The sequence below is a fragment of the Blastococcus sp. SYSU DS0533 genome, assembly GCF_054050775.1.
Map to the genome: position 1 here is coordinate 82,370 of NZ_JBJGZZ010000001.1, position 24,522 is coordinate 106,891.

The 24,522-nt window shown below is 73.6% G+C and carries 23 protein-coding genes and 1 pseudogene; 17 read left to right on the forward strand and 7 right to left on the reverse strand.

Features of this window, described 5'->3' with window-relative positions:
• Nucleotides 1-14: 14 nt before the first annotated feature.
• The 3 genes and pseudogenes from fbaA to ACI79W_RS00430 all read left to right on the forward strand — a co-directional run.
• Nucleotides 15-1,049 (forward strand): class II fructose-bisphosphate aldolase, encoded by a 1,035-nt coding sequence (gene fbaA, locus ACI79W_RS00420; RefSeq protein WP_456560117.1) that lies wholly within the window; start codon nt 15-17, stop codon nt 1,047-1,049.
• A gap of 2 nt (nt 1,050-1,051) precedes the next feature.
• Complete coding sequence (locus ACI79W_RS00425) at nt 1,052-1,474, forward strand: DUF3151 domain-containing protein (protein ID WP_456560118.1); 423 nt, start codon at nt 1,052-1,054, stop codon at nt 1,472-1,474.
• 112 nt (nt 1,475-1,586) lie between these two features.
• Nucleotides 1,587-1,772 (forward strand): annotated as a pseudogene (locus tag ACI79W_RS00430) (GPGG-motif small membrane protein); the annotation flags it as partial.
• 38 nt (nt 1,773-1,810) lie between these two features.
• On the opposite strand, the gene ACI79W_RS00435 reads toward ACI79W_RS00430, so the two are convergent.
• The 3 genes from ACI79W_RS00435 to ACI79W_RS00445 all read right to left on the reverse strand — a co-directional run bounded on the left by ACI79W_RS00435 (nt 1,811) and on the right by ACI79W_RS00445 (nt 4,512).
• A complete protein-coding gene (locus ACI79W_RS00435; RefSeq protein WP_456560119.1) occupies nt 1,811-2,647 on the reverse strand; it encodes an ATP-binding cassette domain-containing protein in 837 nt (278 codons plus the stop codon).
• Nucleotides 2,644-3,714: an ABC transporter permease gene (locus tag ACI79W_RS00440; RefSeq protein WP_456560120.1), complete on the reverse strand. Its 1,071-nt coding sequence runs from the start codon at nt 3,712-3,714 to the stop codon at nt 2,644-2,646. The genes ACI79W_RS00435 and ACI79W_RS00440 overlap by 4 nt, the downstream gene beginning before the upstream one ends.
• Nucleotides 3,715-3,897: 183 nt before the next feature.
• Entirely contained in the window at nt 3,898-4,512 is a 615-nt protein-coding gene (locus ACI79W_RS00445; RefSeq protein WP_456560121.1) for a hypothetical protein, read from the reverse strand.
• Between the two features lie 119 nt (nt 4,513-4,631).
• On the opposite strand from ACI79W_RS00445, the gene ACI79W_RS00450 reads away from it, so the two are divergent.
• Together ACI79W_RS00450 and rsgA are read left to right on the forward strand one after the other, a co-directional pair.
• On the forward strand, nt 4,632-5,921 hold the full coding sequence (locus tag ACI79W_RS00450; RefSeq protein WP_456560122.1) for an adenylosuccinate synthase: 1,290 nt from the start codon (nt 4,632-4,634) through the stop codon (nt 5,919-5,921).
• A gap of 164 nt (nt 5,922-6,085) precedes the next feature.
• The gene (gene rsgA / locus ACI79W_RS00455) at nt 6,086-7,111 is read left to right on the forward strand and encodes a ribosome small subunit-dependent GTPase A (protein WP_456560123.1); all 1,026 of its coding nucleotides are present in this window, start codon (nt 6,086-6,088) and stop codon (nt 7,109-7,111) included.
• Nucleotides 7,112-7,120: 9 nt separating this feature from the next.
• Here rsgA and ACI79W_RS00460 read toward each other — a convergent pair whose 3' ends face one another.
• Nucleotides 7,121-8,143: a glycerophosphodiester phosphodiesterase family protein gene (locus ACI79W_RS00460; RefSeq protein WP_456560124.1), complete on the reverse strand. Its 1,023-nt coding sequence runs from the start codon at nt 8,141-8,143 to the stop codon at nt 7,121-7,123.
• A 194-nt stretch (nt 8,144-8,337) separates the two neighbouring features.
• Between ACI79W_RS00460 and purD the strand changes: the two genes are divergently transcribed.
• A complete protein-coding gene (gene purD / locus ACI79W_RS00465; protein ID WP_456560125.1) occupies nt 8,338-9,621 on the forward strand; it encodes a phosphoribosylamine--glycine ligase in 1,284 nt (427 codons plus the stop codon).
• Here the strand turns inward: purD and ACI79W_RS00470 are convergent.
• Complete coding sequence (locus ACI79W_RS00470) at nt 9,618-11,048, reverse strand: AI-2E family transporter (RefSeq protein WP_456560126.1); 1,431 nt, start codon at nt 11,046-11,048, stop codon at nt 9,618-9,620. The two genes, purD and ACI79W_RS00470, sit on opposite strands and share 4 nt — an antisense overlap.
• 96 nt (nt 11,049-11,144) lie before the next feature.
• Between ACI79W_RS00470 and purB the strand changes: the two genes are divergently transcribed.
• The 7 genes from purB (at nt 11,145) to ACI79W_RS00505 (ending at nt 18,087) form a co-directional block, all read left to right on the forward strand.
• The gene (gene purB / locus ACI79W_RS00475) at nt 11,145-12,452 is read left to right on the forward strand and encodes an adenylosuccinate lyase (RefSeq protein ID WP_456560127.1); all 1,308 of its coding nucleotides are present in this window, start codon (nt 11,145-11,147) and stop codon (nt 12,450-12,452) included.
• The gene (locus ACI79W_RS00480; protein ID WP_456560128.1) at nt 12,449-13,312 is read left to right on the forward strand and encodes a phosphoribosylaminoimidazolesuccinocarboxamide synthase; all 864 of its coding nucleotides are present in this window, start codon (nt 12,449-12,451) and stop codon (nt 13,310-13,312) included. Before purB ends, ACI79W_RS00480 begins: the two co-directional genes overlap by 4 nt.
• Before the next feature lie 708 nt (nt 13,313-14,020).
• The gene (locus tag ACI79W_RS00485; RefSeq protein WP_456560129.1) at nt 14,021-14,320 is read left to right on the forward strand and encodes an endonuclease domain-containing protein; all 300 of its coding nucleotides are present in this window, start codon (nt 14,021-14,023) and stop codon (nt 14,318-14,320) included.
• Between the two features lie 129 nt (nt 14,321-14,449).
• A complete protein-coding gene (purS, locus tag ACI79W_RS00490; RefSeq protein ID WP_456560130.1) occupies nt 14,450-14,689 on the forward strand; it encodes a phosphoribosylformylglycinamidine synthase subunit PurS in 240 nt (79 codons plus the stop codon).
• Nucleotides 14,690-14,696: 7 nt separating this feature from the next.
• Nucleotides 14,697-15,368 (forward strand): phosphoribosylformylglycinamidine synthase subunit PurQ, encoded by a 672-nt coding sequence (gene purQ / locus ACI79W_RS00495; RefSeq protein ID WP_456560131.1) that lies wholly within the window; start codon nt 14,697-14,699, stop codon nt 15,366-15,368.
• Nucleotides 15,365-17,710 (forward strand): phosphoribosylformylglycinamidine synthase subunit PurL, encoded by a 2,346-nt coding sequence (purL, locus tag ACI79W_RS00500; protein WP_456560132.1) that lies wholly within the window; start codon nt 15,365-15,367, stop codon nt 17,708-17,710. Before purQ ends, purL begins: the two co-directional genes overlap by 4 nt.
• A complete protein-coding gene (locus ACI79W_RS00505) occupies nt 17,710-18,087 on the forward strand; it encodes a sterol carrier family protein (RefSeq protein ID WP_456560133.1) in 378 nt (125 codons plus the stop codon). Before purL ends, ACI79W_RS00505 begins: the two co-directional genes overlap by 1 nt.
• 55 nt (nt 18,088-18,142) lie before the next feature.
• On the opposite strand, the gene ACI79W_RS00510 is transcribed toward ACI79W_RS00505, so the two are convergent.
• Together ACI79W_RS00510 and ACI79W_RS00515 are read right to left on the reverse strand one after the other, a co-directional pair.
• Nucleotides 18,143-18,289 (reverse strand): MFS transporter small subunit, encoded by a 147-nt coding sequence (locus ACI79W_RS00510; protein ID WP_456560134.1) that lies wholly within the window; start codon nt 18,287-18,289, stop codon nt 18,143-18,145.
• Nucleotides 18,286-19,704: an OFA family MFS transporter gene (locus ACI79W_RS00515; protein ID WP_456560135.1), complete on the reverse strand. Its 1,419-nt coding sequence runs from the start codon at nt 19,702-19,704 to the stop codon at nt 18,286-18,288. The genes ACI79W_RS00510 and ACI79W_RS00515 overlap by 4 nt, the downstream gene beginning before the upstream one ends.
• A gap of 214 nt (nt 19,705-19,918) precedes the next feature.
• Here ACI79W_RS00515 and ACI79W_RS00520 point away from each other — a divergent pair, with 214 nt between their 5' ends.
• The 4 genes from ACI79W_RS00520 (at nt 19,919) to purM (ending at nt 24,510) form a co-directional block, all read left to right on the forward strand.
• Nucleotides 19,919-21,010, forward strand: a complete 1,092-nt coding sequence (locus tag ACI79W_RS00520) for an S-(hydroxymethyl)mycothiol dehydrogenase (protein WP_456560136.1) — start codon at nt 19,919-19,921, stop codon at nt 21,008-21,010.
• A complete protein-coding gene (locus ACI79W_RS00525) occupies nt 21,007-21,615 on the forward strand; it encodes an MBL fold metallo-hydrolase (protein ID WP_456560137.1) in 609 nt (202 codons plus the stop codon). The genes ACI79W_RS00520 and ACI79W_RS00525 overlap by 4 nt, the downstream gene beginning before the upstream one ends.
• Before the next feature lie 224 nt (nt 21,616-21,839).
• A complete protein-coding gene (gene purF, locus ACI79W_RS00530; protein WP_456560138.1) occupies nt 21,840-23,378 on the forward strand; it encodes an amidophosphoribosyltransferase in 1,539 nt (512 codons plus the stop codon).
• 76 nt (nt 23,379-23,454) lie between these two features.
• Nucleotides 23,455-24,510: a phosphoribosylformylglycinamidine cyclo-ligase gene (gene purM, locus ACI79W_RS00535; protein WP_456560139.1), complete on the forward strand. Its 1,056-nt coding sequence runs from the start codon at nt 23,455-23,457 to the stop codon at nt 24,508-24,510.
• Nucleotides 24,511-24,522: the final 12 nt, after the last annotated feature.

Consider the following 24,522-nt stretch of genomic DNA (forward strand, 5'->3'; position numbering starts at 1 on the left):
CGGAGGAGTGCCGCATGCCCATCGCCAGTCCCGAGGTCTACGCCGACATGATCAGCCGGGCGAAGGAGGGTGGGTTCGCCTACCCGGCGATCAACTGCACCTCCTCGGAGACCATCAACGCGGCGCTGCGCGGGTTCGCCGACGCCGGCAGCGACGGCATCATCCAGTTCTCCACCGGCGGCGCGGAGTTCGGCTCCGGCACCCGGGTCAAGGACATGGTCACCGGCGCGGTCGCGCTGGCCGAGTTCGCCCACGTGGTCGCCGAGAAGTACCCGGTCAACGTGGCACTGCACACCGACCACTGCCCGAAGGACAAGCTGGACTCCTACGTCCGCCCGCTCATCGCCGTGTCCAAGGACCGGGTCGAGGCCGGCCAGGAGCCGCTGTTCCAGTCCCACATGTGGGACGGCTCGGCGATCGAGCTCGGCGAGAACCTCGACATCGCCGAGGAGCTGATGGAGAAGGCGGCGGCGGCCAAGATCGTCCTCGAGCTGGAGATCGGCATCGTCGGCGGGGAGGAGGACGGCGTCGTCGCGGAGATCAACGACAAGCTCTACACCGCCGACGGCGACTTCCTGCGCACCGCGCAGCAGCTGGGGCTGGGCGAGCGCGGGGTCTACCTGCTGGCGGCCACCTTCGGCAACGTGCACGGCGTCTACAAGCCGGGCAACGTCAAGCTGCGCCCCGACGTGCTGCAGCGCGGCCAGGCGCTCGTCGCCAAGGAGTTCGGCCTCGGCGAGGACGCCAAGCCGTTCAACCTGGTCTTCCACGGCGGCTCCGGCTCGGCCGAGTCGGAGATCCGCGAGGCGCTGTCGTACGGCGTCGTGAAGATGAACGTCGACACCGACACTCAGTACGCCTTCACCCGGCCGATCGCCGGGCACATGTTCAGCAACTACGACGGCGTGCTGAAGATCGACGGCGAGGTCGGCAACAAGAAGGCCTACGACCCGCGGAGCTACCTCAAGGCCGCCGAGACGAGCATGGCCGCCCGCGTCGTCGAGGCGTGCGAGCACCTGCTGTCGGCCGGCCAGTCCCAGGGAGCGTGACCGTGAGCCACTCGCACGGGAACCTGCTCGGCGAGCCGGAGCCGACCCTGCTGCCGCCGACGCCGGAAGCCGATGCCGAGCTCGCCGAGGGCGCCACGCTGGCCGAGGTCGCCGCGCACCACCCCACGGTGAGCTCGGTGTGGGCAGGTCTGGCCGAGGAGGCGATGAGCCGTCCCGAGCGGGCGCTCGTCGACACCATCCAGGCCTACGCCTACGCCCGCACCGGGTACCACCGCGGGCTGGACGCGCTGCGCCGCAACGGGTGGAAGGGCTACGGCCCCGTGCCGTGGTCGCACGAGCCGAACCAGGGGTTCCTGCGCTGCGTGACCGTGCTCGCCCGGGCGGCCGAGGCGATCGGGGAGACGGCGGAAGCCGAGCGCTGCGCCCAGCTGCTCCGGGACTCCGATCCGACGTTGGCCATCTGATCGTTCACGATCGGTAACGGGCGGTCCGCATGCGCGGGCCGCCCGTTCCGCGTCCCAGCAGCACTTTCGGGTCAGCGGGTTTGGATCACGGCCGTAGTGATCACTACGCAGAGTGCTCGGCGCCAGAAGGGCGCCCCTGGGAAGGAGACCTCTGATGGCCACCTTGCTGTGGATCCTCGCCGTCGTCCTCGTGGTCGCCGGCATCGTCGCGATCATCCGCAAGGAGCTCCTGTGGGGGATCGTGCTGATCGTGGTCGGGCTCCTGGTGGGCCCCGGCGGGGTGAGCATCTTCACCTGACCGGCCCCGGGCCCCCGCCCCGCGGGGGCCCGGGGAGCTCAGCGCTCGCCGAGCTCCGGGTGGAGCGCGGTGAGCGCGTCGGTCAGCGTGGTGAGCTGGTCCCCGCCGGCCATCAGCGCGGTGAGGACGTCGGAGTCGACGTCGTCGCGCGTGAGGTTGCCCGCGACCTGCCCGTGGGCCAGCAGCAGGAACCGGTCGCCGATCAGGTGGGCGTAGCGCGGGTTGTTGGTGACGACGACGACCGCCAGCCCCTGGGCTCGGGCCGCGAGGACCGCCTGCCCGAACAGCGTCTGGCGGGCCACCGTCATGGGCGTGACGGGCTCGTCGATGACGAGGGCCCGGGCGCCGAAGTGCAGCGCCCGGGCGACGGCCAGGCTCTGCCGCTCCCCGGCCTGCAGGGCGCTCGCCGGCTGGTCGGGGTCCAGCCCGGTGACGCCCACCCGCGCCATGGCGCGCGCCGTCGTCTCCCGTGCGCCGTCCAGGTCGAGCCGGCGGAGCGGCCACACCCCGCGCGTGGGCTCGGCGCCGAGGAAGAAGTTCCGCCACACCGACAGCAGCGGGGCGACCGCGAGGTCCTGCCAGACGGTGGCGATGCCCGCCTCCCGGGCCTGCCGGGGGGAGCGGAAGCGCGTCGGCACGCCCCCGACCAGCAGCTCGCCCTCGTCGTGGCGGCGCAGCCCCGACAGCACCTGCACCAGCGTGGACTTGCCCGAGCCGTTCTCCCCGAGGACGCAGGTGATCTGCCCCGGGAGCAGGGCGACGCTGACCCGGCTGAGCGCCGGGACGCTGCCGTGCCGGACGGTGACGCCGCGCAGCTCGAGGACCGGGGTCGCGCCGTCGACGCGGTCCTCCACGTCGGGCGGGGTGGCGCTCACGACCGCGGCCTCGCGCGGAGCCGCCGCCGCACCTCGCCGTTGGCCAGCAGCGCCACGAGCAGCAGCACGCCCAGGAGCGCCTGGAACCAGCGGGTGTCCCAGTCGGCCAGCGTGATGCCCTCCCGGGCGACCGCGTACAGGAGGGCGCCGACGGAGGCGCCGATCGCCGATCCGTAACCACCGGTCAGCAGGCACCCGCCGATGACCGCCACGACGATGAAGTCGATCCCGCTGAGGATGCCCACCGTCCCGCCGGCCTGGACGCTGGCCAGGCGCACCAGCGTCATGGTGCCGAGCAGCCACCCGGCGGCAGCTGTGAGGCAGAACAGCGCCACGGTCGTGCGTCGCACCGGCACGCCGAGCTCGCGCGCCGCCTGGCGGGCCCCTCCGCTGGCGAAGACGGCGTTGCCGAACTTGGTGCGCCACAGCGCCCAGGTGGCCAGCGCCGTGACCCCGAGCCACCACAGGATGCTCACGCTGAACCGACCGTTGCCGAGCTGGACGGTGGCGTCGAAGACGGCGGTCGCCGACGACCAGCCCGGGGTCTGGTCGAGCCCGCTGATCCGCGTGCCGCCCGCGACCGCCTGCGCTCCGGCCTGCGAGGTGCCCTGCAGGATCAGGAAGGTCGCCAGGGTGACCAGGAAGCTCGGCAGGCCGGTGTTCACCACCAGGACGCCGTTGACCACCCCGACCGCGAGCGCGGCCAGCAGCGAGACGAGCAGCGCCGGCCAGGTGCTCCACCCCGCGTACCCGATGAGCAGTGCCGTGAGCAGCGAGCTGGCGACCGCGATCACCCCGACCGAGAGGTCGAACTGCCCCGCGACCAGCAGGAGCGCCACCGCGACCCCGCCGATGCCGAGCAGCGCCGCGGTGTCCAGGACCGTCGCCAGCCCGAAGGGGCTGACGAGCGCGGGCACCTGCAGCACGAAGAAGGCGACGACGACGACCAGGCCCACGACGGCGGGCAGGCTCGGTCGCGCGAACGCGCGCGCCAGGAAGCGGCGGTCGGCGGGCACCTCGGCGGTCCGGGCGCCGAAACCCGCACGCTGGTCGGAGATCACCGGCACGGCGACCCGGTGGGGTGGCAGGACGTCGGCAGCGGGTCCTCCTCGGGCGGTCGGGTGGCTCCAGTGTCCACGACGCCCGGGGCGTACCGCACCCGCCCGCGCTGAGCGAGGTGACGTGCTGGAACGGCCCCCGTGCACGGACCCGGTGCGAGCTCGCGAGCGCCGGGGGGCACGGGGGTCCCTCTAGGGATCCAGCCGCCACCGCACCCGGTCGTCGGCGTACCAGGTCCACCGGTCGACGGGGCGCACGTAGGGGACCCCGTCACGGACGATCCGGGCGGGGTCGGAGGCGACCTGCAGGGCGCGTCCGCTGGTCTGCCGGGTGGGCCGCAGCGGCTGGGTCATCACCGTCACCGCGATGGTGTCGACGGCGGTCCAGTCCGGTCGCACGTCGATCCGGGTGATCTCGCCGTCGGCCACCCTGATGTCGTCGTGGTACGCCTGCAGACCCAGCCGGCGCGAGAGCGACCGGCGGCCGTCGCCGGAGGCCTCGATGCGTCCGTGGTGCAGCAGGACGCCGCCGTGGTCGTCGCGGACGAGGCCGAGCTCGCGGGAGGCCCCGGTGCCGATGCCCAGCGCGCGGGCCAGCGCCGTGGAGGACTTGTCGGCCGCAGGCTCCCAGGCCACCGGCACCTCCGTCGTCCGCCCGGCCTTGAGCAGCGCCGCCAGTACCCCCGAGAGGCCGGCGACCGGGCCGCGCACCACCAGCCGGTCGGCCGTGGCGACCGGCTCCAACTGGCTCCGCAGAGGTGCCTCCGCGGGGCCCAGGCGGCGGAGGTCCAGCTCGACCGAGGACATGCCGATACCCTGTCACCCGTCCCACCCCACCGCTCCGGCCGACCTGCCGGGCGGATCGCCCCGGGTGCCGAGCAGCCGAACCACGCCGCCACCCCGCCGGACAGGAGAGCCACGAGCCGATGCCCGCTGTCGTGCTGATCGGTGCCCAGTGGGGCGACGAGGGCAAGGGCAAGGCCACCGACCTGCTCGGCGGCCGCGTCCCCTACGTCGTCCGCTACCAGGGCGGCAACAACGCCGGGCACACGGTGATCACGCCGGACGGCGAGAAGTACGCCCTCCACCTGATCCCGTCCGGGATCCTGACCCCGGGCTGCACCCCGGTCATCGGCAACGGCGTGGTGATCGACCCGGAGGTGCTGATCCGCGAGCTGGCGGGTCTGGAGGAGCGCGGGGTGGACACCTCGCGGCTGGTGATCTCCTCCGACGCGCACCTGATCATGCCGCACCACCGGGCCCTCGACAAAGTCACCGAGCGGTTCCTGGGCAAGCGCAAGATCGGCACCACCGGGCGCGGCATCGGCCCGGCCTACGGCGACAAGGTGGCCCGCGTCGGCATCCGCGTCCAGGATCTGCTCGACCTGTCCATCCTGCGGCAGAAGCTCGAGGGCACGCTGCAGGAGAAGAACCAGGTCCTGGTCAAGGTCTACAACCGCAAGGCCATCGACGTCGACGAGGTCGTCGAGGAGTACACGCGGTACGCCGAGGCGCTCAAGCACCGCATCGTCGACACCCGCCTGCTGCTGGGCAAGGCGCTCGACGCCGGGGAATGGGTGCTGCTGGAGGGCTCTCAGGGCACCCTGCTCGACGTCGACCACGGCACCTATCCGTTCGTGACGTCGTCCAACCCGACCGCGGGCGGGGCGGCCGTCGGCGCCGGGGTGGGCCCGACGCGGATCGAGCGCGTCGTCGGCATCCTCAAGGCGTACACGACCCGCGTGGGCTCGGGCCCGTTCCCGACGGAGCTGCACGACCAGTGGGGCGAGTACCTGCGCAAGCACGGCGGCGAGGTCGGCGTCACGACCGGACGCGACCGGCGCTGCGGCTGGTTCGACGCCGTCGTCGCCCGGTACGCCAGCCGGGTCAACGGCATCACCGACTACTTCCTCACCAAGCTCGACGTGCTCTCCGGCCTGGAGACGGTGCCGATCTGCGTCGCTTACGAGATCGACGGGGTCCGGCACGACGAGATGCCGATGACGCAGACCGACTTCCACCACGCGACGCCGGTCTACGAGGAGATGCCGGGCTGGTTCGAGGACATCCGGCACTGCCGCACCTTCGACGAGCTGCCTTCGGCCGCCCAGGCCTACGTGCGGCGGCTGGAGGAGCTCTCGGGGGCCCGGATCAGCGTGATCGGCGTCGGCCCCGGCCGGGACGAGAACGTCGTCATCCACGACCTGATCGCGTAAGGACCCCCTGCCCCTCACCGCTCGCCAGCTCGCGGCGGGCCCCTGCAGGGGACCGGAGATGCGATGCGGCTGTGCGGAGGCCTCCGGCCCCCACTCGCCGCCACCGGGCAGCTTCGCCGAAAACCGGGCGACAGCTGCGGGCGTCCGGGGCCACGATGCCGCGCGTGGAGCTGACCGATCTGGGCTGGACGCCGGACCGCGCGGCCGCGCTGCCCCCGGGTGGCGAGCCGGCGCGGGTGGCGCGCGTCGACCGCGCCCGCCTGACCGTGCTCACGGCCGACGGTGAGCGCCGCGTCCACCCTTCGCCCGCCCTGCACGACGACGTCCCGGGTGGCCCCGCGGTCGGTGACTGGGTGGCCCTGCGCGAGGAGCTGGCGGTGGCCGTGCTGCCCCGGAGCAGCGCCTTCACGCGCACCGCCGCCGGCCGCACCTCGGCCGCGCAGGTCGTGGCCGCCAACGTGGACACCGTGCTCGTGGTCGACGCGCTGATCGGGCCGGCCCGGCTGCGCCGCGTGGAGCGCTACCTGGCGGTGGCGTGGAGCAGCGGCGCCGCGCCCGTCGTCGTGCTCACCAAGGCCGATCTGTGCCCCGACGTGCCGGCCGGGGCCGCCCAGGTCGCCGACGACGCCCTCGGCGTGCCGGTGCTGGCGGTCAGCTCGGTCACGGGGGAGGGGCTGGACGCCGTCCGGGCGCTCGTGCCCGCCGGGGCCACCGCCGCGATGGTGGGCCCCTCCGGGGTCGGCAAGTCCAGCCTGGCGAACGCCCTGGCCGGGCAGGAGGTGGCGGGCACCCGCGGCATCCGCGACGACGGCCGGGGGCGCCACACGACCACGGCGCGGGAGCTGCACCGGCTCCCCGGTGGCGGGCTGCTCATCGACACGCCCGGCATGCGGGAGCTGGCCCTCCACGACGACGCGGAGGGCGTCGACCGGGCGTTCGCCGACGTCGCGGAGCTGGGGACGCGCTGCCGCTACCGGGACTGCGCGCACCGGGGGGAGCCCGGTTGCGCGGTCGCGGCCGCGATCGAGGACGGCCGGCTCGACCCGGCCAGGTTCACCTCGTGGCGCAAGCTGCAGTCCGAGGCCCACCGCCAGCAGCTCCGCGTGGACGCGCGGGCGCGCGCCGAGGAGCGGGCACGGCTGCGGGCCGTGCACCGGGCGCGGCGGGCCCAGCCGAACCGGGCGCGCTGAGCCGCCGGTTCAGACGAGCTGGGCGGTGACCGCCGTGCGGGCGCGGACGGCCTGGTCGGGCGAGTCGCTGATCAGGCCGTCGACGCCGAGCGCGAGCAGCGCCAGGGCGTCCCCGACGGCGTCGCCCAGCCCCTCGGGTGCGGTGCCGCGCCGGAGGTGCTCGGGCAGGAAGGCGTTCTCCGCCCGCAGCGTCCAGCAGAAGACCGTCAGCTCCGCGGCGTGCGCCTGGGCGACCAGGTGCCCGCCGGTGGGCCCGTGGGCGGCCCCGCTGGCCAGGACGCGTTCCCGGCTGGGCGCGATGCCCTGGGCGTAGGTCGAGATCTCCCGCAGCCCCGACGGGGTCACCATCACGTCACCCACCGGCAGGTCGTCGACGAGCTGCACCAGCCGCGGGCCGTCCTCGCCCAGCCGGTCGCGGAGGTCGCGGAGCACCGCGGGGTCGAACGACTGCACGACCACGGTGCCGTCCGCGGTGCCGGCGCCCAGGCGGCGCAGCTCCTCGGCCACCAGCGCGCCCATGGGCAGGCCGAGCCCGGCGAAGAACTCGGGGTGCTTGAGCTCGGCCAGCACCCGCACGGGCCGCTCGGGCGTGGAGCGGCAGCGGGCCAGCTCGACCACCTCGGCGAGCGTCAGGATGCCGAACCGGCCGTCGTAGGCGGTGTTCAGCGGGCGCAGCGCGGGCATCCGCTCCACGGCCCGGAGCGTCCGCAGCTCGGCGTGGGTGAAGTCCTCGGTGAACCAGCCGGTGCACACCTCGCCGTCGACCACCTTCGTCGTGCGGCGGTCGGCGAACTCCGGGTGGTCGGCCACGTCGGTCGACAGGGACAGCTCGTTCTCGTGCCGGACCACCAGCACGCCGTCGCGGCTGAGCACCACGTCGGGCTCGATGAGGTCGGCACCCTGGTCGATGGCCAGTTCGAAGCTGGCCCGCGTGTGCTCCGGCCGGTAGGCCGGGGCTCCGCGGTGGCCGATGACGACGGGCCGGGGAAGACGTGTCCCTGGCCGATCAGCCAGCGACTCGGTCGCGCGCATGCCGCCCACAACACAGGAATCGGATGAATCCGAGGCGAACTGGAGGGGACTGCTCGCGCACGATTCCGCGGCCAGCGCGCTGACCAGCGGGGTCCTGGGTCGACGTGGGTGATCTCACACGGTGTGTCTGTGACGGGTGGGACCGCGCCCCGGTGGCGGGCCGTCGGGGCGCGGCGTCGGTAGGGTCGCCCATCGTGCGCGTGCTGGTGATCGGCTCCGGTGCCCGGGAGCACGCCTTGTGCGTGGCTCTCCAGTCCGACCCCGCGGTGAGCGCGCTCGCCTGCGCCCCCGGCAACGCCGGGACGCGTGCCACCGCACCGCCGCCCCCGGGCGGGGAGCAGCTCGCCGCCGCCGACCCGGTCGCGGTGGCGGCGCTGGCGCGCGGCTGGCGGGCCGACCTCGTGGTGATCGGCCCCGAGGTGCCGCTGGTCGCCGGGGCGGCCGACGCCGTGCGCGATGCCGGCATCGCCTGCTTCGGTCCGTCGGCGCAGGCCGCACGGCTGGAGGGCAGCAAGTCCTTCGCCAAGCACGTCATGACGGCGGCCGGCGTCCCCACCGCCCGGTCGTGGCCGGTCGGTGGCCCGGCCGAGCTGGAGACGGCGCTCGACGAGGTCGCCGCGCTCACCGGCGGCGCGCCCTACGTGGTCAAGGACGACGGGCTGGCCGCCGGCAAGGGCGTCGTCGTCACCCCCGACCGGGAGGTCGCCGCCGCCCACGGTCGCCGGGTGCTCGACGCCGGTGGCGCCGTGCTGGTGGAGGAGTACCTCGACGGGCCCGAGGTCTCGCTGTTCGCCGTCACCGACGGGACGACGGTGCTCCCGCTGGTGCCGGCCCAGGACCACAAGCGGCGCGACGACGGCGACGCCGGCCCCAACACCGGCGGCATGGGCGCCTACGCCCCGCTGCCGTGGGCCCCGGCGGAACTCGTCGACGAGGTGCTCGCCACCGTGCTCCAGCCGACCGTGGACGAGATGGCCCGCCGCGGCGAGACCTTCAGCGGCCTGCTCTACGCGGGGCTGGCCCTGACCTCGCGCGGCGTGCGCGTGGTCGAGTTCAACGCGCGCTTCGGCGACCCGGAGACCCAGGTGGTGCTGCCCCTGCTGGAGACCCCGCTGGGCGGGCTGCTGCACGCCGCGGCCACCGGCACCCTCGCCGACCACCCGCCGCTGCGCTGGCGCGACGGTGCCGCGGTCACCGTCGTCGTCGCCGCGCCGGGCTACCCCGAGGCGCCGCGCACCGGCGACCCGGTCACGGGCGCCGACGGCGAGGGCGTGCTGCACGCCGGCACCGCGCTCGCCGACGACGGCACCGTGCTCTCGGCCGGTGGCCGCGTGCTGGCCGTGACCGCGGTGGGCGACGACCTCGCCGCCGCGCGGCAGGCCGCCTACGAGCGCGTCGCCGGCGTGCGGCTGGCCGGCGCGCACTGGCGCAGCGACATCGCGCTGGCCGCCGTCGAGGGCCGGATCGCCCTGGCCTAACCCGCCGTGACCACGGGCCGGGCGCGCTCGGGCCGGGGCTCGGGCGGTCGCGGCCCCTCGTGCCGGCGGCTGAGGTAGGTCCCCGCGACGTTGACGCAGGCCACGGTGGGGACGGCGATCAGCGCGCCGAAGATCCCGCCGATCAGCAGACCCGCGGCGATCGCGAGCACCACCGCCAGCGGGTGGACCCGCACCGCCCGGCCCAGCAGCAGCGGCTGCAGGACGTGCCCCTCCAGCTGCATGACGCCGATGACGACGGCGAGCGCGATCAGCGCGGTGATCGGGCCGCTGGAGACCAGCGCCACCAGCACCGCCACGGTCCCGGCCAGGAAGCCGCCGATGATCGGCACGAAGGCACCGAGGAACACCAGCGCGGCGAGCGGGATCACCAGCGGCACGCCGAGCACCGCCAGACCGATGCCGATGCCCACCGCGTCGACCAGGGCCACCACCACGGTCGCGCGCACGTAGGAGATCAGCGTCCGCCAGGAGCGCCGGGCGGCCTCGTCGAGATAGGCCCGGGAGGCGGCAGGGAACAGGCCCACCAGCCACAGCCAGATGGACCGGCCGTCCTTCAGGAAGAAGAAGAGCGTGAACAGCGCCAGCACGATGCCGGTCACGACCTCGCCCACCGTCACCGCCGTCGTCAGCGCGCCGGAGGCGAGGGTGTCCTGGTTGTCGAGCAGGGCGTCCTGCGCCTGGGTGATGAGGTCGGCGAGCTGCCCTTCGGTGATCGGGAAGCTCCGGACGACGAACGTCTGGACCTGCTCCAGCCCCTCGCTGACCTGCTCGGCCAGGTCGGCGAAGCCCGCGGTGAACCGTTCGACGACGAGCGTGATGATGCCGGCGACCACGGCCAGGCCGACCAGGAGCATCGTGAACGCGGCCAGGGACGGTGGCCAGCCACGCCTGGACAGCCCTGCCGCGCCCGGCTGCAGCAACGCCGAGAGCAGCAGCGCCACGAGCACCGGGACGATCACGACCGCGAGGTGGGCCGCGGCCCAGAGCAGCGCGTAGAACCCGGCGATCACCACGATCAGCCGCCAGGACCACGCCGCCGCGGTGCGCAGCCCGAACGGGACCACGTCCTCCGGTCCGCCGCGGTGCGCGCCGGCCGCACGCCCGGCCGCGCCGTCGGAAGCGCGGTGAGCGGGTGGACCGCTGACCCCGCCGGGGCCGAGCGCGCCGTCGAGGTCGGGGGCGCCAGGGGCCGGGCTGCCCAGCGGGGGTGTGCCCGCGTCGCCGCCGTGGGGGGGCCCGGTCGCGGGCACGGCCTCGCCCCGGATGCCGACCGGGTACGGGTCGGGCGGTCCGTGGTGGTGGTGCCACGCGTGCGGATCGTGCTCCCGGGCGGCGCGGATCCGGTCGCGGGCGCGTGCGGCGAGGTCGCCGGTGCGCACGGCGAGATCTCGGGCGCGTCGCCGCATCGATCACCTCCGGTAGGGGCCGTTCGTGATCACGCTAGCCCTGCGGGAGACTGTCCCCGTGCTGCGACGAGCTGACCGGTGGCGGGCGGTACCCGCATGATCGAGCGCTACACCCTCCCCGAGATGGGCCGGGTCTGGAGCGACGCCCACAAGTACGAGCTGTGGTGCCGCGTCGAGACGCTCGTCCTGGAGGCGCACGCCGCGGCCGGGCGGGTGCCCACCGACGTCGTGGAGCCGGTGCGGAACGCGCCCCCGCCCACGGCCGAGCGGGTCGCGGAGATCGAGGAGACGACGCAGCACGACGTCATCGCGTTCCTCACCGCCTGGGCCGACAACACCGAGCCGCGGTCGGCCGCCGCGTTCGTGCACCACGGCATGACGTCGTCCGACCTGCTGGACACCGCGCTCGCCGTGCAGCTCACCGAGGCCACCGACATCCTGCTGGCCAAGGCCGACCGGCTGGTGGCGGCGCTGCGCGACCACGGTCTGGCGCACCGCGGCACGATCAAGGTGGGCCGCACCCACGGCGTGCACGCCGAGCCCGACGTGTGGGGGCACCGGGTCGCCGACCTCGCCTTCGCCGCGGCCCGCTCGCGCGACCGGCTGCGGGCGGCGCGGGAGCGCGTCGGCGTCGTGGCCATCTCCGGCGCCGTCGGCACGTACTCGCTGATCGACCCCTCGGTGGAGGTGGCGGTCGCCGAGGCGCTGGGCCTCCAGCCCGCCGACGCCTCCACCCAGGTGGTGCTGCGCGACTCGATCAGCGAGTGGGTCTCCGCGCTGGCGATCATCGCGACCGTCTGCGAGGCGATCGCCCTGGAGGTGCGGCACGGCCAGCGCACCGAGGTACGGGAGCTCTCCGAGGCGTTCGGGTCGGGCCAAAAGGGCTCGAGCGCGATGCCGCACAAGAAGAACCCGATCCGCTCCGAGCGCATCGCCGGGCTGGCGCGGGTCGTGCGGGCGGCGATGGTGCCGGTGATGGAGGGCATCCCGCTCTGGCACGAGCGCGACATCTCGCACTCCTCCACCGAGCGGGTCTTCCTGCCCGATGCCGCGATCACCACCGACTACCTGCTCCACCTCACCTCGGGCCTGGTGGAGAACCTCGTCGTGGACGCCGAGCGCATGCGGGCGAACCTCGAGTCCACCGGTGGGCTGATCTACACCTCCTCGGTGCTGCTGGAGCTGGTGGAGGGCGGGCAGTCGCGCGAGGACGCGTACGCCCTGGTCCAGGCCGCGGCGATGGAGACGTGGCAGTCGGGGACCCCGTTCCGCGAGACGCTGCGCGCGCGGGCGGCGTCGTCGGGCGTGGCGCTGGACGAGGCGCGGCTGGACGAGATCTGCCGGCCGGAGAGGTACGTGGCCAACCTGGGTCCGCTGTTCGACCGGCTGGCGGCGCTGTCGTGATCGATCTCCCGCTCGTCGCCCGCGGCAAGGTTCGGGAGATCTACGATGCCGGCCCCGACCGGCTGCTGCTGGTGGCGTCGGACCGCATCTCGGCCTACGACCGGGTGCTGCCCACGCCGATCCCCGACAAGGGGCGGGTCCTCACCCAGCTGTCGGTGTGGTGGTTCGAGCAGCTGGCGCCGGTGCTCGCCTCCTTCGGGGCGTCGCACCACCTGGTGTCGGCCTCCGACGTGCCGGCCGACGTGGCCGGGCGCGCGATGCTCGTGCAGCGGCTGGAGATGCTCCCCGTGGAGTGCGTCGCCCGCGGATACCTCTCCGGATCCGGCACGAAGGAGTACGAGCGCACCGGCTCGATCCGCGACGTCGCCCTGCCCGCCGGGCTGGTCGAGGGGTCGCGGCTGCCCGAGCCGGTGTTCACGCCGTCGACCAAGGCGGGGATCGGGGAGCACGACGAGGCGATCGACTTCACCGCGGTGGAGGCCGCGGTCGGCGCCGAGCGGGCCGCGGAGCTGCGCGAGCTGACGCTGGCCCTCTACCGGCGCGGCGCGGAGATCGCCGCCGATGCCGGCATCGTGCTGGCCGACACGAAGTTCGAGTTCGGGGTCTCCGGGGGTTCGCTCGTGCTGGGCGACGAGGTGCTCACGCCCGACTCGTCGCGCTTCTGGCCGGCCGCCACCTGGTCCCCGGGCGCGGTCCAGCCCTCCTACGACAAGCAGTTCGTGCGCGACTGGCTGACCTCGCCGGCCTCCGGGTGGGACCGCGTCTCCGAGCCGCCCGAGCTGCCGGAGGACGTCGTCGCCGCCACCCGGGAGCGCTACGTCACCGCCTACGAGCGCCTCACCGGCACGTCCTTCGCCTGACCCCTCCCCGTCGAGATCGGCGATCTCGCCTCCGTGAGCGCGCCGATAGGGGGGACGACGCCGATCTCGATCGGGCCTGTGGACGGCGGCCGCGGTAGGTGCGCCCATTGGGGCACCCTGCCGCGGTGCCGAGCCGACGCGCCCCCGCCCGACTCACCGGACCCGCCACCCGTGCGATGGCCCAAGCCGCCGGGATCAGCGACAAGCAACTGCGGCACCGGGAGGTCGCGCGGCTCTCTCGGGACACGTACGCGCCGAGGGTGTTGCTCGGTGCACTGCGGACGAGGTCGCCGGCGGTGCTCCTGACCGCTCCACCCGGCACCGTGGTCAGCCACCTCACCGCGGCCGCGCTGTGGGACATCGAGATCCCGCTCCAGCCGCGGTCGGACCCGCGGGCGGACCTGACGGTGCCCCTCGCGGCCCGCGCCGAGAGCCGTGGCGACCGGCGCATCCACCGCGGTCATCTCCCCCCCCTGGACGACGTGACGCGGCGGTCGGCGCTGCCGGTGACGACGCCTGCCCGCACGTGGCGGGACCTCGCCGCGGTGCTGCAGCCGCCGGCCCTCCTGGCGGTCACCGACCAGGTGCTCGACGGCAGGTGCACACGAGCGGACCTGGCGGAGCCAACTGGCGCGGCGGCCCACCGGTCGCGGTTACGCCCGTGCCCGCGCGGTGCTGCCGGTGGGGGATCCCCGGTCGGAGTCGCCGATGGAGTCGGTGCTGCGCTGGCTCGTCCACGACGCCGGTCTCCCGGCCCCCCTGCTCCAGCACCGGGTCCGCGACCCGGGAGGGCGCCTCCTCGGTCGAGCGGACCTGGCGTGGCCGGACCGCGAGGTGCTGGTCGAGTTCAACGGTGACGTGCACCGCGACCGGGACGTGTTCGTGGAGGACCTCCGGCGCCAGAACCGGCTCGTCGCGGCTGGGTGGACGGTGCTGCGCTTCACCTCCGCGGACGTCCTGGGCCGCCCTGACCAGGTGATCGCGGCGATCCGGCGGGCCCTGCGGTGACGAGATCGGCGATCTGGCCGGCATCGGGCCCGCGACGAGGCGAGATCGCCGATGTCGCCGGGGGGCGAGGAGACGAGGGTCACCGTGAGTGCGGACGGCCGCCGGTGAAGGACCGGTACCCTCGTCGACGTGCCGCGGGTGATCGTCGACGTCGTCCTGAAGCCGGAGATCTCCGACCCCCAGGGTCAGGCGGTCCTCGGCGCGCTCGGCCGGCTCGGCCACGACTCCGTCCGGAGCGTGCGCCAGGGCAAGCACTTCGTGCTCGAGGTCGACGGGACACCCGACGAGGCCGAGTTGAAGCAGATCGCCGAGACGCTGCTGGCCAACCCGGTGATCGAAGACGTCGAGCTCCACCTCCCCAAGGACTGAGCGAACCGTGCGCATCGGTGTCATCACCTTCCCGGGCTCCCTGGACGACGTCGACGCCGCGCGCGCGGTGCGGCTCGCCGGGGGTGAGCCGGTCGCCCTCTGGCACGCCGCCCACGACCTGCAGGGCGTCGACGCCGTCGTCCTCCCCGGGGGTTTCTCCTACGGCGACTACCTGCGGGCCGGGGCCATCGCCGCGCGCTCCCCGCTCATGCAGGACGTCGTGGCCGCGGCGGAGGGCGGTCTGCCGGTGCTGGGCATCTGCAACGGCTTCCAGGTGCTCTGCGAGGCGGGTCTGCTGCCCGGTGCCCTGACCCGCAACAGCCACCTGCACTTCCGCAACCGCGACCAGGTGCTGGCCGTCGAGCGCGCCGACACCGCCTGGACGCAGGACTACCAGGTGGGCCAGCGCATCGTCATCCCGGTCAAGAACGGCGAGGGCCGCTACGTGGCCGCCGACGCCGACCTCGACCGGCTCGAGGGCGAGGGGCGGGTGGTGTTCCGCTACGTCGGCGGCAACCCGAACGGCTCCAGCCGCGACATCGCCGGGGTCACCAGCGAGAACGGCCGCGTCGTGGGGCTCATGCCGCACCCCGAGCACGCGATCGAGGACCTCACCGGGCCGTCGACCGACGGGCTGGGCTTCTTCACCAGCGTCCTGAAGGCGGTCGTGAACGCGTGACTGAGTCGGCCACCGCAGGGCTCTCCGACCTCGACACCGGCCCGGGCCGGCTGCAGCACCGGCTCGACACCGTCGAGCTCGCCGCGCGCACGCCGGACGACGAGCAGCCCTACGCCGAGCTGGGTCTCAAGGCCGACGAGTACGCCCGGATCAAGGACATCCTGGGCCGCCGCCCGACGACGGCGGAGCTGGCGATGTACTCGGTCATGTGGAGCGAGCACTGCTCCTACAAGTCCTCCAAGGTGCACCTGCGCCGCTTCGGCGACCTGCCGCCGAGCGACGCGCTGCTGGTCGGCATCGGCGAGAACGCGGGCGTGGTCGACGTCGGTGACGGCTACGCGGTCACCTTCAAGGTGGAGAGCCACAACCACCCGAGCTACGTCGAGCCCTACCAGGGCGCGGCCACCGGCGTCGGCGGCATCGTGCGCGACATCCTGACCATGGGCGCCCGCCCGATCGCGGTCATGGACTCGCTCCGGTTCGGCCGCGCCGACGCCCCCGACACCGCCCGCGTGCTGCCCGGCGTCGTCGCCGGCGTGGGCGGCTACGGCAACTGCCTGGGCCTGCCCAACATCGGCGGCGAAATCCTTTTCGACGACTGCTACGCCGGCAACCCGCTGGTCAACGCGCTGTGCGTCGGCGTGATGAAGCACGAGGACGTCCGGCTGGCCAAGGCCGAGGGCGCCGGCAACAAGGTCATCCTCTTCGGCGCCCGCACCGGTGGCGACGGGATCGGCGGGGTCAGCGTTCTGGCGTCCGAGACCTTCGACGCCGAGGGTCCGGCGAAGCGCCCGAGCGTGCAGGTGGGCGACCCGTTCACCGAGAAGCTGCTCATCGAGGCGTGCCTGGAGATCTTCGCCCAGGACCTCGTCACCGGCATCCAGGACCTCGGTGGCGCGGGCCTCTCCTGCGCGACCTCCGAGCTGGCCAGCGCCGGCACCGGCGGCATGCACGTCGACCTCGACACCGTCCCGCTGCGCGACAGCACGCTCACGCCGGCCGAGATCCTGATGAGCGAGTCGCAGGAGCGGATGTGCGCCATCGTCGAGCCGGACAAGGTCGAGGCCTTCCTCGCCGTCTGCCGGAAGTGGGACGTGCTGGCCACGGTCATCGGTGAGGTCACCGACGGCGACCGGCTGACCGTCGACTGGCACGGCGAGCGGATCGTCGACGTCCCGCCGCGGACCGTGGCCCACGAGGGGCCGGTGTACGAGCGGCCGACGGCCCGGCCGCGCGACCTCGACGCCCTGCAGGCCGACGACGCCGGGAACCTGCCCCGCCCCGCCACTCCGGAGGAGCTCCAGGCGCACTGGCTGGCCGTCGTCAGCAGCCCGGACGGCGCGGACAAGACCTGGGTCACCGAGCAGTACGACCGCTACGTCCGCGGTAACACGGTGCTCGCCCAGCCCGACGACGCCGGGGTGGTGCGCATCGACGAGGAGAGCCATCGCGGCATCGCGCTCTCGCTCGACGGCAACGGCCGCTACGCGCGGCTGGACCCCTACACCGGCGCGCAGCTCAACCTCGCCGAGGCCTACCGCAACGTCGCCGTCTCCGGCGCGAAGCCCCTCGCCGTCACCAACTGCCTCAACTTCGGCTCCCCGGAGAACCCCGAGGTCATGTGGCAGTTCGCCGAGGCCGTGCGCGGGCTGGCCGACGGCTGCCGCGCGCTGGGCCTGCCGGTCACCGGTGGCAACGTCAGCCTCTACAACCAGACCGGCGACGTGGCGATCAACCCGACGCCGGTCATCGGGGTGCTGGGCGTGCACGCGGACGTCCGCACCCGGGTGGGGTCCGGCTGGCGGGCCGCGGGGGAGACGGTGCTGCTCCTCGGGGAGACGCGGCCGGAGTTCGGTGGCTCGTCCTGGGCGTCGGTCGTGCACGGTCACCTCGGTGGGCGTCCGCCTGCGGTGGACCTCGCGGCGGAGAAGGCGCTCGGTGAGCTGCTCGCCGCGCTGGCCCGTGAAGGGCTGCTCGGTTCGGCCCACGACCTGGCCGACGGCGGGCTCGCCCAGGCGCTGGCCGAGTCGGCCCTGCGCCACGGCGTCGGTGCCCGGCTGGACCTGGGCGAGGACCCGTTCACCGCGCTGTTCAGCGAGTCGACGGCGCGCGTCGTCGTCACCACCACCGATCCCGGCGGGGTGAAGACCACCGCGCGGTGGGCGGGCGTGCCGGTCACCGAGCTCGGCACCACCGGTGGCGACGCATTGTCGGTGGAGGGGCTGGTCGAGCTCCCGCTGGACGAGCTGCGGGCCACCTGGAGCGCCACCCTGCCGGCCCTGTTCGGGGCACCCGAGGATGCGGTCGGCACCGTCCCGGCGGGCACCGTCCCGACCTCCTGATGCCGGCCCCCATCCCGGCCGACGAGCTGCGGGCGGTGGTCGACCCGGTGCGCGCCTGGCTCGCCGGGGAGGCGGAGCGACCGCCCCGGGCCGTGCTGGGTGTTGCCGTGAAGACCACCGCGCGCTGGCTGGCCCAGCAGGTGCCGGGCCGCTCCGTGGAGCTGCGCGTGCCGCCGTACGTCGCCGTGCAGTGCGTCGAGGGGCCGCGTCACACCCGGGGCACCCCGCCCAACGTGGTCGAGACCGATGCCGCCACCTGGCTGCGGTTGGCCACCGGCCGGCTCGCCTGGGACGACGCCCTGGCCGAGGGGAAGGTCAGCGCGAGCGGCAACCGCGCCGACCTCGGCGCCCACCTGCCGCTGCGTCCCCTGAGATAGCGCGACGCCCCCGCCCGCAAGCTGCGGACGGGGGCGTCGTGGTGGAACGGGGCGATCAGCCGAAGAGCGCGCTGGCCGCCTTGACGGTGTTGTACAGGCCGTACGCCAGCGGGACGCCCACCAGGGCCCACGCGAAGGCGATGAGGCCGACCGGGGTGTGCGTGGTCGGCTGCTCGCCGGCCGTGGACGCGGGGTGGCTCATCGGACGGTGCTCCGTTCCGGCTCGGCGGCCGTGGTGGGGATGTCGGTCTGCTTGGGCTCGAAGTACTTCTCCGACACCGGCTTGATCAGCAGGTTGGCGACGAAGCCGACGGCCAGCAGCCCGACCATGATGAACAGCGCGGGCCGGTAGTCGCCGGCGACGAGCTGCCCCGGCGTGCCGCGCGAGTCGAGGACGCCGTTGACGATGAGCGGGCCGGCGATGCCGGCGGCCGCCCACGCCGTGAGCAGGCGCCCGTGGATGGCGCCCACCTGGTAGGTGCCGAACAGGTCGCGCAGGTATGCGGGCACCGTCGCGAAGCCACCGCCGTAGAAGCTGATGATGATCGCGGCGGTGAGCACGAAGATCCAGGTCGCCGTGCTGCCGAGCGTGGCCAGGATGATGTAGAGCACGATGCCGACGCCGAGGTAGACCATGTAGATCGGCTTGCGCCCGATGTAGTCCGACGTGGACGACCACACGAACCGGCCGGCCATGTTGAACAGCGACAGCAGGCCGACGAAGCCCGCGGCCGTGGCAGCGAGGACCGTGGAGGTCTCGCCGGTGCGGAAGAAGTCCTGGATCATCGGCGCGGCCTGCTCGAGGATGCCGATGCCGGCGGTCACGTTGCAGAACAGCACGGTCCACAGCAGCCAGAACTGCGGGGTCTTGATCGCGTTGTTGGCCGAGACGTTCTCCGTGGTGACCAGCGACTTCTGCTTGACGGTCGACGGGTCGAAGCCGTCGGGCCGCCAGTTCGCCGCGGGGACGCGGACGATGAAGGCGCCGAACATCATGAAGACCAGGTAGACCAGGCCGAGGGTCAGGAACAGCCCCGCGACGGCGTTGCCGCTGGGCACCGTGCCGGCGACGGCCGGGTCGTAGTTCGGGTCGTACCAGTTCATGAGCTGGCGGGACAGCGGCGAGGCGATGAGCGCGCCACCACCGAAGCCCATGATGGCCATGCCGGTGGCCAGGCCCGGGCGGTCGGGGAACCACTTGATCAGCGTGGAGACAGGCGAGATGTAGCCGATCCCCAGCCCGATGCCCCCGAGGAAGCCGTAGCCCAGGTACAGCAGCCACAGCTGCTCGGTGTAGATGCCCAGCGAGCCGACGAGGAAGCCGCTCACCCAGAAGACGGCCGAGGTGAACATCGCGGCGCGGGGGCCGTTCTTGTCCACCCAGGTGCCGAAGACGGCGGCCGACAGGCCGAGCATGACGATGGCGATCGAGAAGATGATGCCGATCGCGGTGAGGCTGGAGTCGAAGTGCTCGACGAGGGCGACCTTGTAGACGCTGGTCGCGTAGGCCTGGCCGATGCACAGGTGCACGGCGAGAGCTGCCGGCGGGATGAGCCAGCGGTTGAATCCTGGCCGGGCGACGATGCGCTCGCGTGCCAGGAAGCTCGGTACTGCCACGGGGACAACCTCCGGGGACGGGACCGGTACGGCCGGTTGGCCGCGTCCGGGACGCGCCCGATGATCTGTGATCTGGGTCGCTATCGCGTGGCACCGTACGTGGTGTGCGAGCAGATTGCGCGTTCAACAGGCTGCTGTGACCGTGGCGTGACCCAGCGTCATGGCCTGGGATGGCCCTGAGTCGCGACCCGGGGCTGGCCCTAGGCTTCGTCACATGGCGTACGAGGTGCGAGGTGTGGTGGCCCGCGGCAAGGGACAGCCGGTCACGGTCGAGACGATCGTGGTCCCCGATCCGGGCCCCGGTGAGGCGGTCGTGGACGTGCAGGCCTGCGGGGTCTGCCACACCGACCTGCACTACCGCGAGGGCGGCATCAACGACGAGTTCCCGTTCCTGCTCGGCCACGAGGCGGCCGGTCTCGTCTCGGCCGTCGGCGAGGGCGTGACGAACGTCGCCGTGGGCGACTACGTCGTCCTGAACTGGCGGGCCGTCTGCGGGGAGTGCCGCGCCTGCCGCAAGGGGCAGCTGCAGTACTGCTTCAACACCCACAACGCCGCGCAGAAGATGACGCTGACCGACGGCACCGAGCTCTCCCCGGCCCTGGGCATCGGCGCGTTCGCGGAGAAGACGCTGGTCCACTCCGGCCAGTGCACGAAGGTCGACCCGGCCGCCCCGCCGACCGCCGCCGGGCTGCTGGGCTGCGGCGTGATGGCCGGGGTGGGCGCGGCGATCAACACCGGTGGTGTGCAGCGCGGGGAGACCGTGGCGGTGTTCGGCTGCGGCGGCGTCGGGGACGCCGCGGTGGCCGGGGCCAAGCTCGCCGGCGCGACGACGATCATCGCCGTGGACATCGACGACCGGAAGCTGGAGTGGGCCCGGCAGTTCGGTGCCACCCACACGGTCAACTCGAAGGAGACCGACCCGGTCGAGGCGATCAAGGGGTTCACCGGCGGGTTCGGCGTCGACGTCGCCATCGACGCCGTCGGCCACCCGAAGGTGTTCGAGCAGGCGTTCTACGCCCGCGACCTGGCCGGCCGCGTGGTCATGGTCGGCGTCCCGACGCCGGGCATGGAGATCACCCTGCCGGCGATCGAGGTCTTCGGCCGGGGTGGTGCGGTGAAGTCCTCCTGGTACGGCGACTGCCTGCCCAGCCGCGACTTCCCGATGCTGGTCGACCTCTACCTGCAGGGCCGCTTCCCGCTGGAGGCGTTCGTCACCGAGACCATCGCGCTGGACGACGTGGAGGAGGCGTTCCACAAGATGCACGCCGGCGACGTGCTCCGCTCCGTGGTGGTGCTCGACAAGTGAGCGCCCGCATCGAGCAGGTCGTCGTCCCGGGCGTCTTCTCCCTCGACGGGCAGGACTTCGACGTCGAGAACAACGTGTGGCTGGTCGGGGACGACGACGAGGTGCTCGTGATCGACGCGCCGCACGACGCCGCGCCCATCGTGGCGGCGATCGGTGGGCGGAGGGTCACCGCGATCGTCCTCACCCACGGGCACAACGACCACATCACCGCCGCCCCCGCGCTGCGCGAGGCCACCGGCGCCCCGGTCTGGTTCAACGGCGCCGACCGGATGCTCTGGGACATGACCCACCCGGACAGCGCGCCCGACGAGGAGCTGCGGGCGGGCACGCGGTTCGACGTCGCGGGCACCCGGCTGGTCGCGCTGCACACGCCGGGGCACTCGCCGGGCAGCACCTGCCTGCACGCCCCCGACCTGCGCACCGTCTTCACCGGCGACACCCTGTTCTGCGGGGGACCGGGCGCGACGGGGCGGTCGTTCAGCGACCACCCGACGATCGTCAACTCGATCCGCGCGCAGCTGCTCACCCTGCGCGGGGACACGGTCGTGAAGACCGGGCACGGCGACGACACCACGATCGCCGCCGAGCTGAGCAACGTCCGCTGAGCACCGGCGTCCCGGCAGAGCCGGGACGCCGGTGCGCGGCTACGCCCGGTCGCGCACCGTGATGCCGTACCCGCGGGGGTCGGCGAACGGCGCTGGCGGGGTTCCCGTGGACATGGCCGTCCGGGCGCGCATCCGGCCGGTGGCCGGCGCGGACGGCCGGGGCCCGGTGCGGTCCGTGGACACGCTCCGGCGGTGACCCCGCCGACGCCGGTACGCTCGACGTCGTGCCCCGTGGTGATGGACGGCTGACCCACGACCTCGACCCCCAGTTCCCCGGTCCCCAGGACGCCTGCGGCGTCTTCGGTGTCTGGGCTCCGGGGGAGGAGGTCTCGAAGCTGACCTATTTCGGCCTGTACGCCCTCCAGCACCGAGGGCAGGAGGCGGCCGGCATCGCGGTCTCGGACGGCGCCTCGGTCGTCGTCTACAAGGACCTCGGGCTGGTCAGCCAGGTGTTCGACGAGGCGACCCTGGGCAGCCTGCGCGGCCACCTCGCCGTCGGGCACACCCGGTACTCCACCACCGGCTCCTCCACCTGGGAGAACGCCCAGCCGACCTTCCGCACCACGGACTCCGGAACCGGGCTGGCGCTCTGCCACAACGGGAACCTGGTGAACACCGCCGAGCTCGCCAGCAAGGCCGCCGACGCCGGTGTGCCCGGCGCCTTCGCCGCCACCACCGACTCCGACCTGGTGACCGCGCTGATCGCCTCCTACCAGGACCTCTCGGTCGAGGCCGCCGCCATGGAGGTGCTGCCGCAGCTCCGCGGGGCCTTCTCGATCACGTTTATGGACGAGGACACGCTGTACGCCGCCCGCGATCCGCAGGGCGTCCGCCCGCTGGTGCTGGGCCGGCTGGAGCGGGGCTGGGTCGTGGCCAGCGAGACGGCCGCCCTCGACATCGTCGGGGCCTCCGTCGTACGCGAGGTGGAGCCCGGTGAGCTGATCGCCATCGACGAGAACGGCCTGCGCAGCCAGCACTTCGCGGCCGCGGCGCCCAAGGGCTGCGTCTTCGAGTACGTCTACCTGGCCCGGCCCGACACCACCATCTCCGGCCGTGGGGTGCACGCCGCGCGCGTGGAGATCGGCCGGCGGCTGGCCAAGGAGCACCCGGCCGAGGCCGACCTCGTCATCCCGGTGCCCGAGTCGGGGACGCCGGCCGCCGTCGGCTACGCCGAGGCCAGCGGCATCCCCTACGGTCTGGGGCTGGTCAAGAACTCCTACGTCGGGCGCACCTTCATCCAGCCCAGCCAGACCATCCGGCAGCTCGGCATCCGGCTGAAGCTCAACCCGCTGCGCGACGTCATCCGCGGCAAGCGCCTGGTGGTCGTCGACGACTCGATCGTGCGCGGCAACACCCAGCGGGCGCTCATCCGCATGCTGCGCGAGGCCGGCGCCGTAGAGGTGCACGTGCGCATCTCCTCGCCGCCGGTGAAGTGGCCGTGCTTCTACGGCATCGACTTCGCCAGCCGGGCCGAGCTGATCGCCACCGGCCTGGACATCGAGGGCGTGCGCGCCTCCATCAACGCCGACTCGCTCGGCTACGTCTCCGAGCAGGGGCTGATCGCCGCCACCGAGCAGCCGGTCAACCGGCTGTGCACGGCCTGCTTCACCGGCGAGTACCCCATCGACCTGGGGACGCCGGAGGTGCTGGGCAAGCACGTGCTCGAGGGCATCGGCAGCCGCGCGGTCAGCGGATGGACGGGGCAGCAGGCCGGCAGCGCCGTCGTCCCCGGCGGCGCCGAGGACGCGCTCACCCGGCCATGATCGCGGAAGTGACGCCCGAGCGAGCATCGCAGGGAGCGCCAGCGACCGAGGAGCGGAGCGAGGGCGGAACCGAGCAGTGAGCACCGAGTTCACCTACGCCGCGTCCGGCGTCGACATCGACGCCGGGGAGCGCGCGGTCACGCTGATGAGGGCCGCCGTCGAGCGGACCAACCGGCCCGAGGTCGTCGGCGGCCTCGGCGGGTTCGCCGGACTCTTCGCGCTCGACGTGCAGAAGTACCGGAAGCCGCTGCTGGCCTCCTCCACCGACGGCGTCGGGACGAAGATCGCCCTGGCCCGGCAGCTCGACCGGCACGACACGGTCGGCATCGACCTGGTCGCGATGGTCGTCGACGACCTGGTGGCCTGCGGCGCCGAGCCGCTGTTCCTGCAGGACTACGTGGCCTGCGGGAAGGTCGTCCCGGAGCGGATCGCCGCGATCGTCACCGGCATCGCGACCGGCTGCACCCTGGCCGGCGCTGCGCTGGTCGGGGGCGAGACCGCCGAGCACGGCGACCTCATGGACGCCGACGAGTACGACCTCGCCGCCACGGCGGTCGGGGTCGTGGAGGCCGACGCCGTGCTGGGCCCCGAGCGGGTGCGCGCCGGCGACGCGGTGATCGCCATGGCCTCGAGCGGCTTCCACTCCAACGGCTACTCGCTGGTGCGGCGTGTCGTCTCCGCCGCCGGGCTGGACCTCACCGCCACGCCGGCGGGCCTGGACCGCCCGCTGGGCGACGAGCTGCTCGAGCCCACCCGCATCTACGCCCGGGACTGCCTCGCCCTGGTCGAGGAGCTCGGCGTCGGCGCGGTGCACGCCTTCGCCCACATCACCGGCGGCGGGTTGGCCGGGAACACCGCACGGGTCGTCCCCGAGGCCCTGCAGGCGGTCCTCGACCGGGGCACCTGGGCCCTCCCGCCCGCCGTCCGGCTCATGGAGGAGCACGGCGTGCCCCGTGCCGAGAGCGAACGGGCCTTCAACTGCGGTGTCGGCATGGTGGCGTCGGTGGCCCCGGAGCAGGCGGACGCCGCTGTCGCGCTGCTCAACGGGCGCGGTGTCCCCGCGTGGGTCGCCGGCACGATCGGCCCGCGCACCGGGACGACGGTGGCCCGCCTGGAGGGCAGCTACCTCTAGACGACGGCGGGC

Bases quoted from the DNA above. Each gene is read 5' to 3' on its own strand.
- fbaA (WP_456560117.1), top strand. From the start codon at position 15: ATGCCCATCGCCAGTCCCGAGGTCTACGCCGACATGATCAGCCGGGCG.
- ACI79W_RS00445 (WP_456560121.1), bottom strand. From the start codon at position 4,512: ATGTCCTCGGTCGAGCTGGACCTCCGCCGCCTGGGCCCCGCGGAGGCA.
- ACI79W_RS00450 (WP_456560122.1), top strand. From the start codon at position 4,632: ATGCCCGCTGTCGTGCTGATCGGTGCCCAGTGGGGCGACGAGGGCAAG.
- ACI79W_RS00460 (WP_456560124.1), bottom strand. From the start codon at position 8,143: ATGCGCGCGACCGAGTCGCTGGCTGATCGGCCAGGGACACGTCTTCCC.
- ACI79W_RS00470 (WP_456560126.1), bottom strand. From the start codon at position 11,048: ATGCGGCGACGCGCCCGAGATCTCGCCGTGCGCACCGGCGACCTCGCC.
- purB (WP_456560127.1), top strand. From the start codon at position 11,145: ATGATCGAGCGCTACACCCTCCCCGAGATGGGCCGGGTCTGGAGCGAC.
- ACI79W_RS00485 (WP_456560129.1), top strand. From the start codon at position 14,021: ATGGAGTCGGTGCTGCGCTGGCTCGTCCACGACGCCGGTCTCCCGGCC.
- ACI79W_RS00505 (WP_456560133.1), top strand. From the start codon at position 17,710: ATGCCGGCCCCCATCCCGGCCGACGAGCTGCGGGCGGTGGTCGACCCG.
- ACI79W_RS00510 (WP_456560134.1), bottom strand. From the start codon at position 18,289: ATGAGCCACCCCGCGTCCACGGCCGGCGAGCAGCCGACCACGCACACC.
- ACI79W_RS00520 (WP_456560136.1), top strand. From the start codon at position 19,919: ATGGCGTACGAGGTGCGAGGTGTGGTGGCCCGCGGCAAGGGACAGCCG.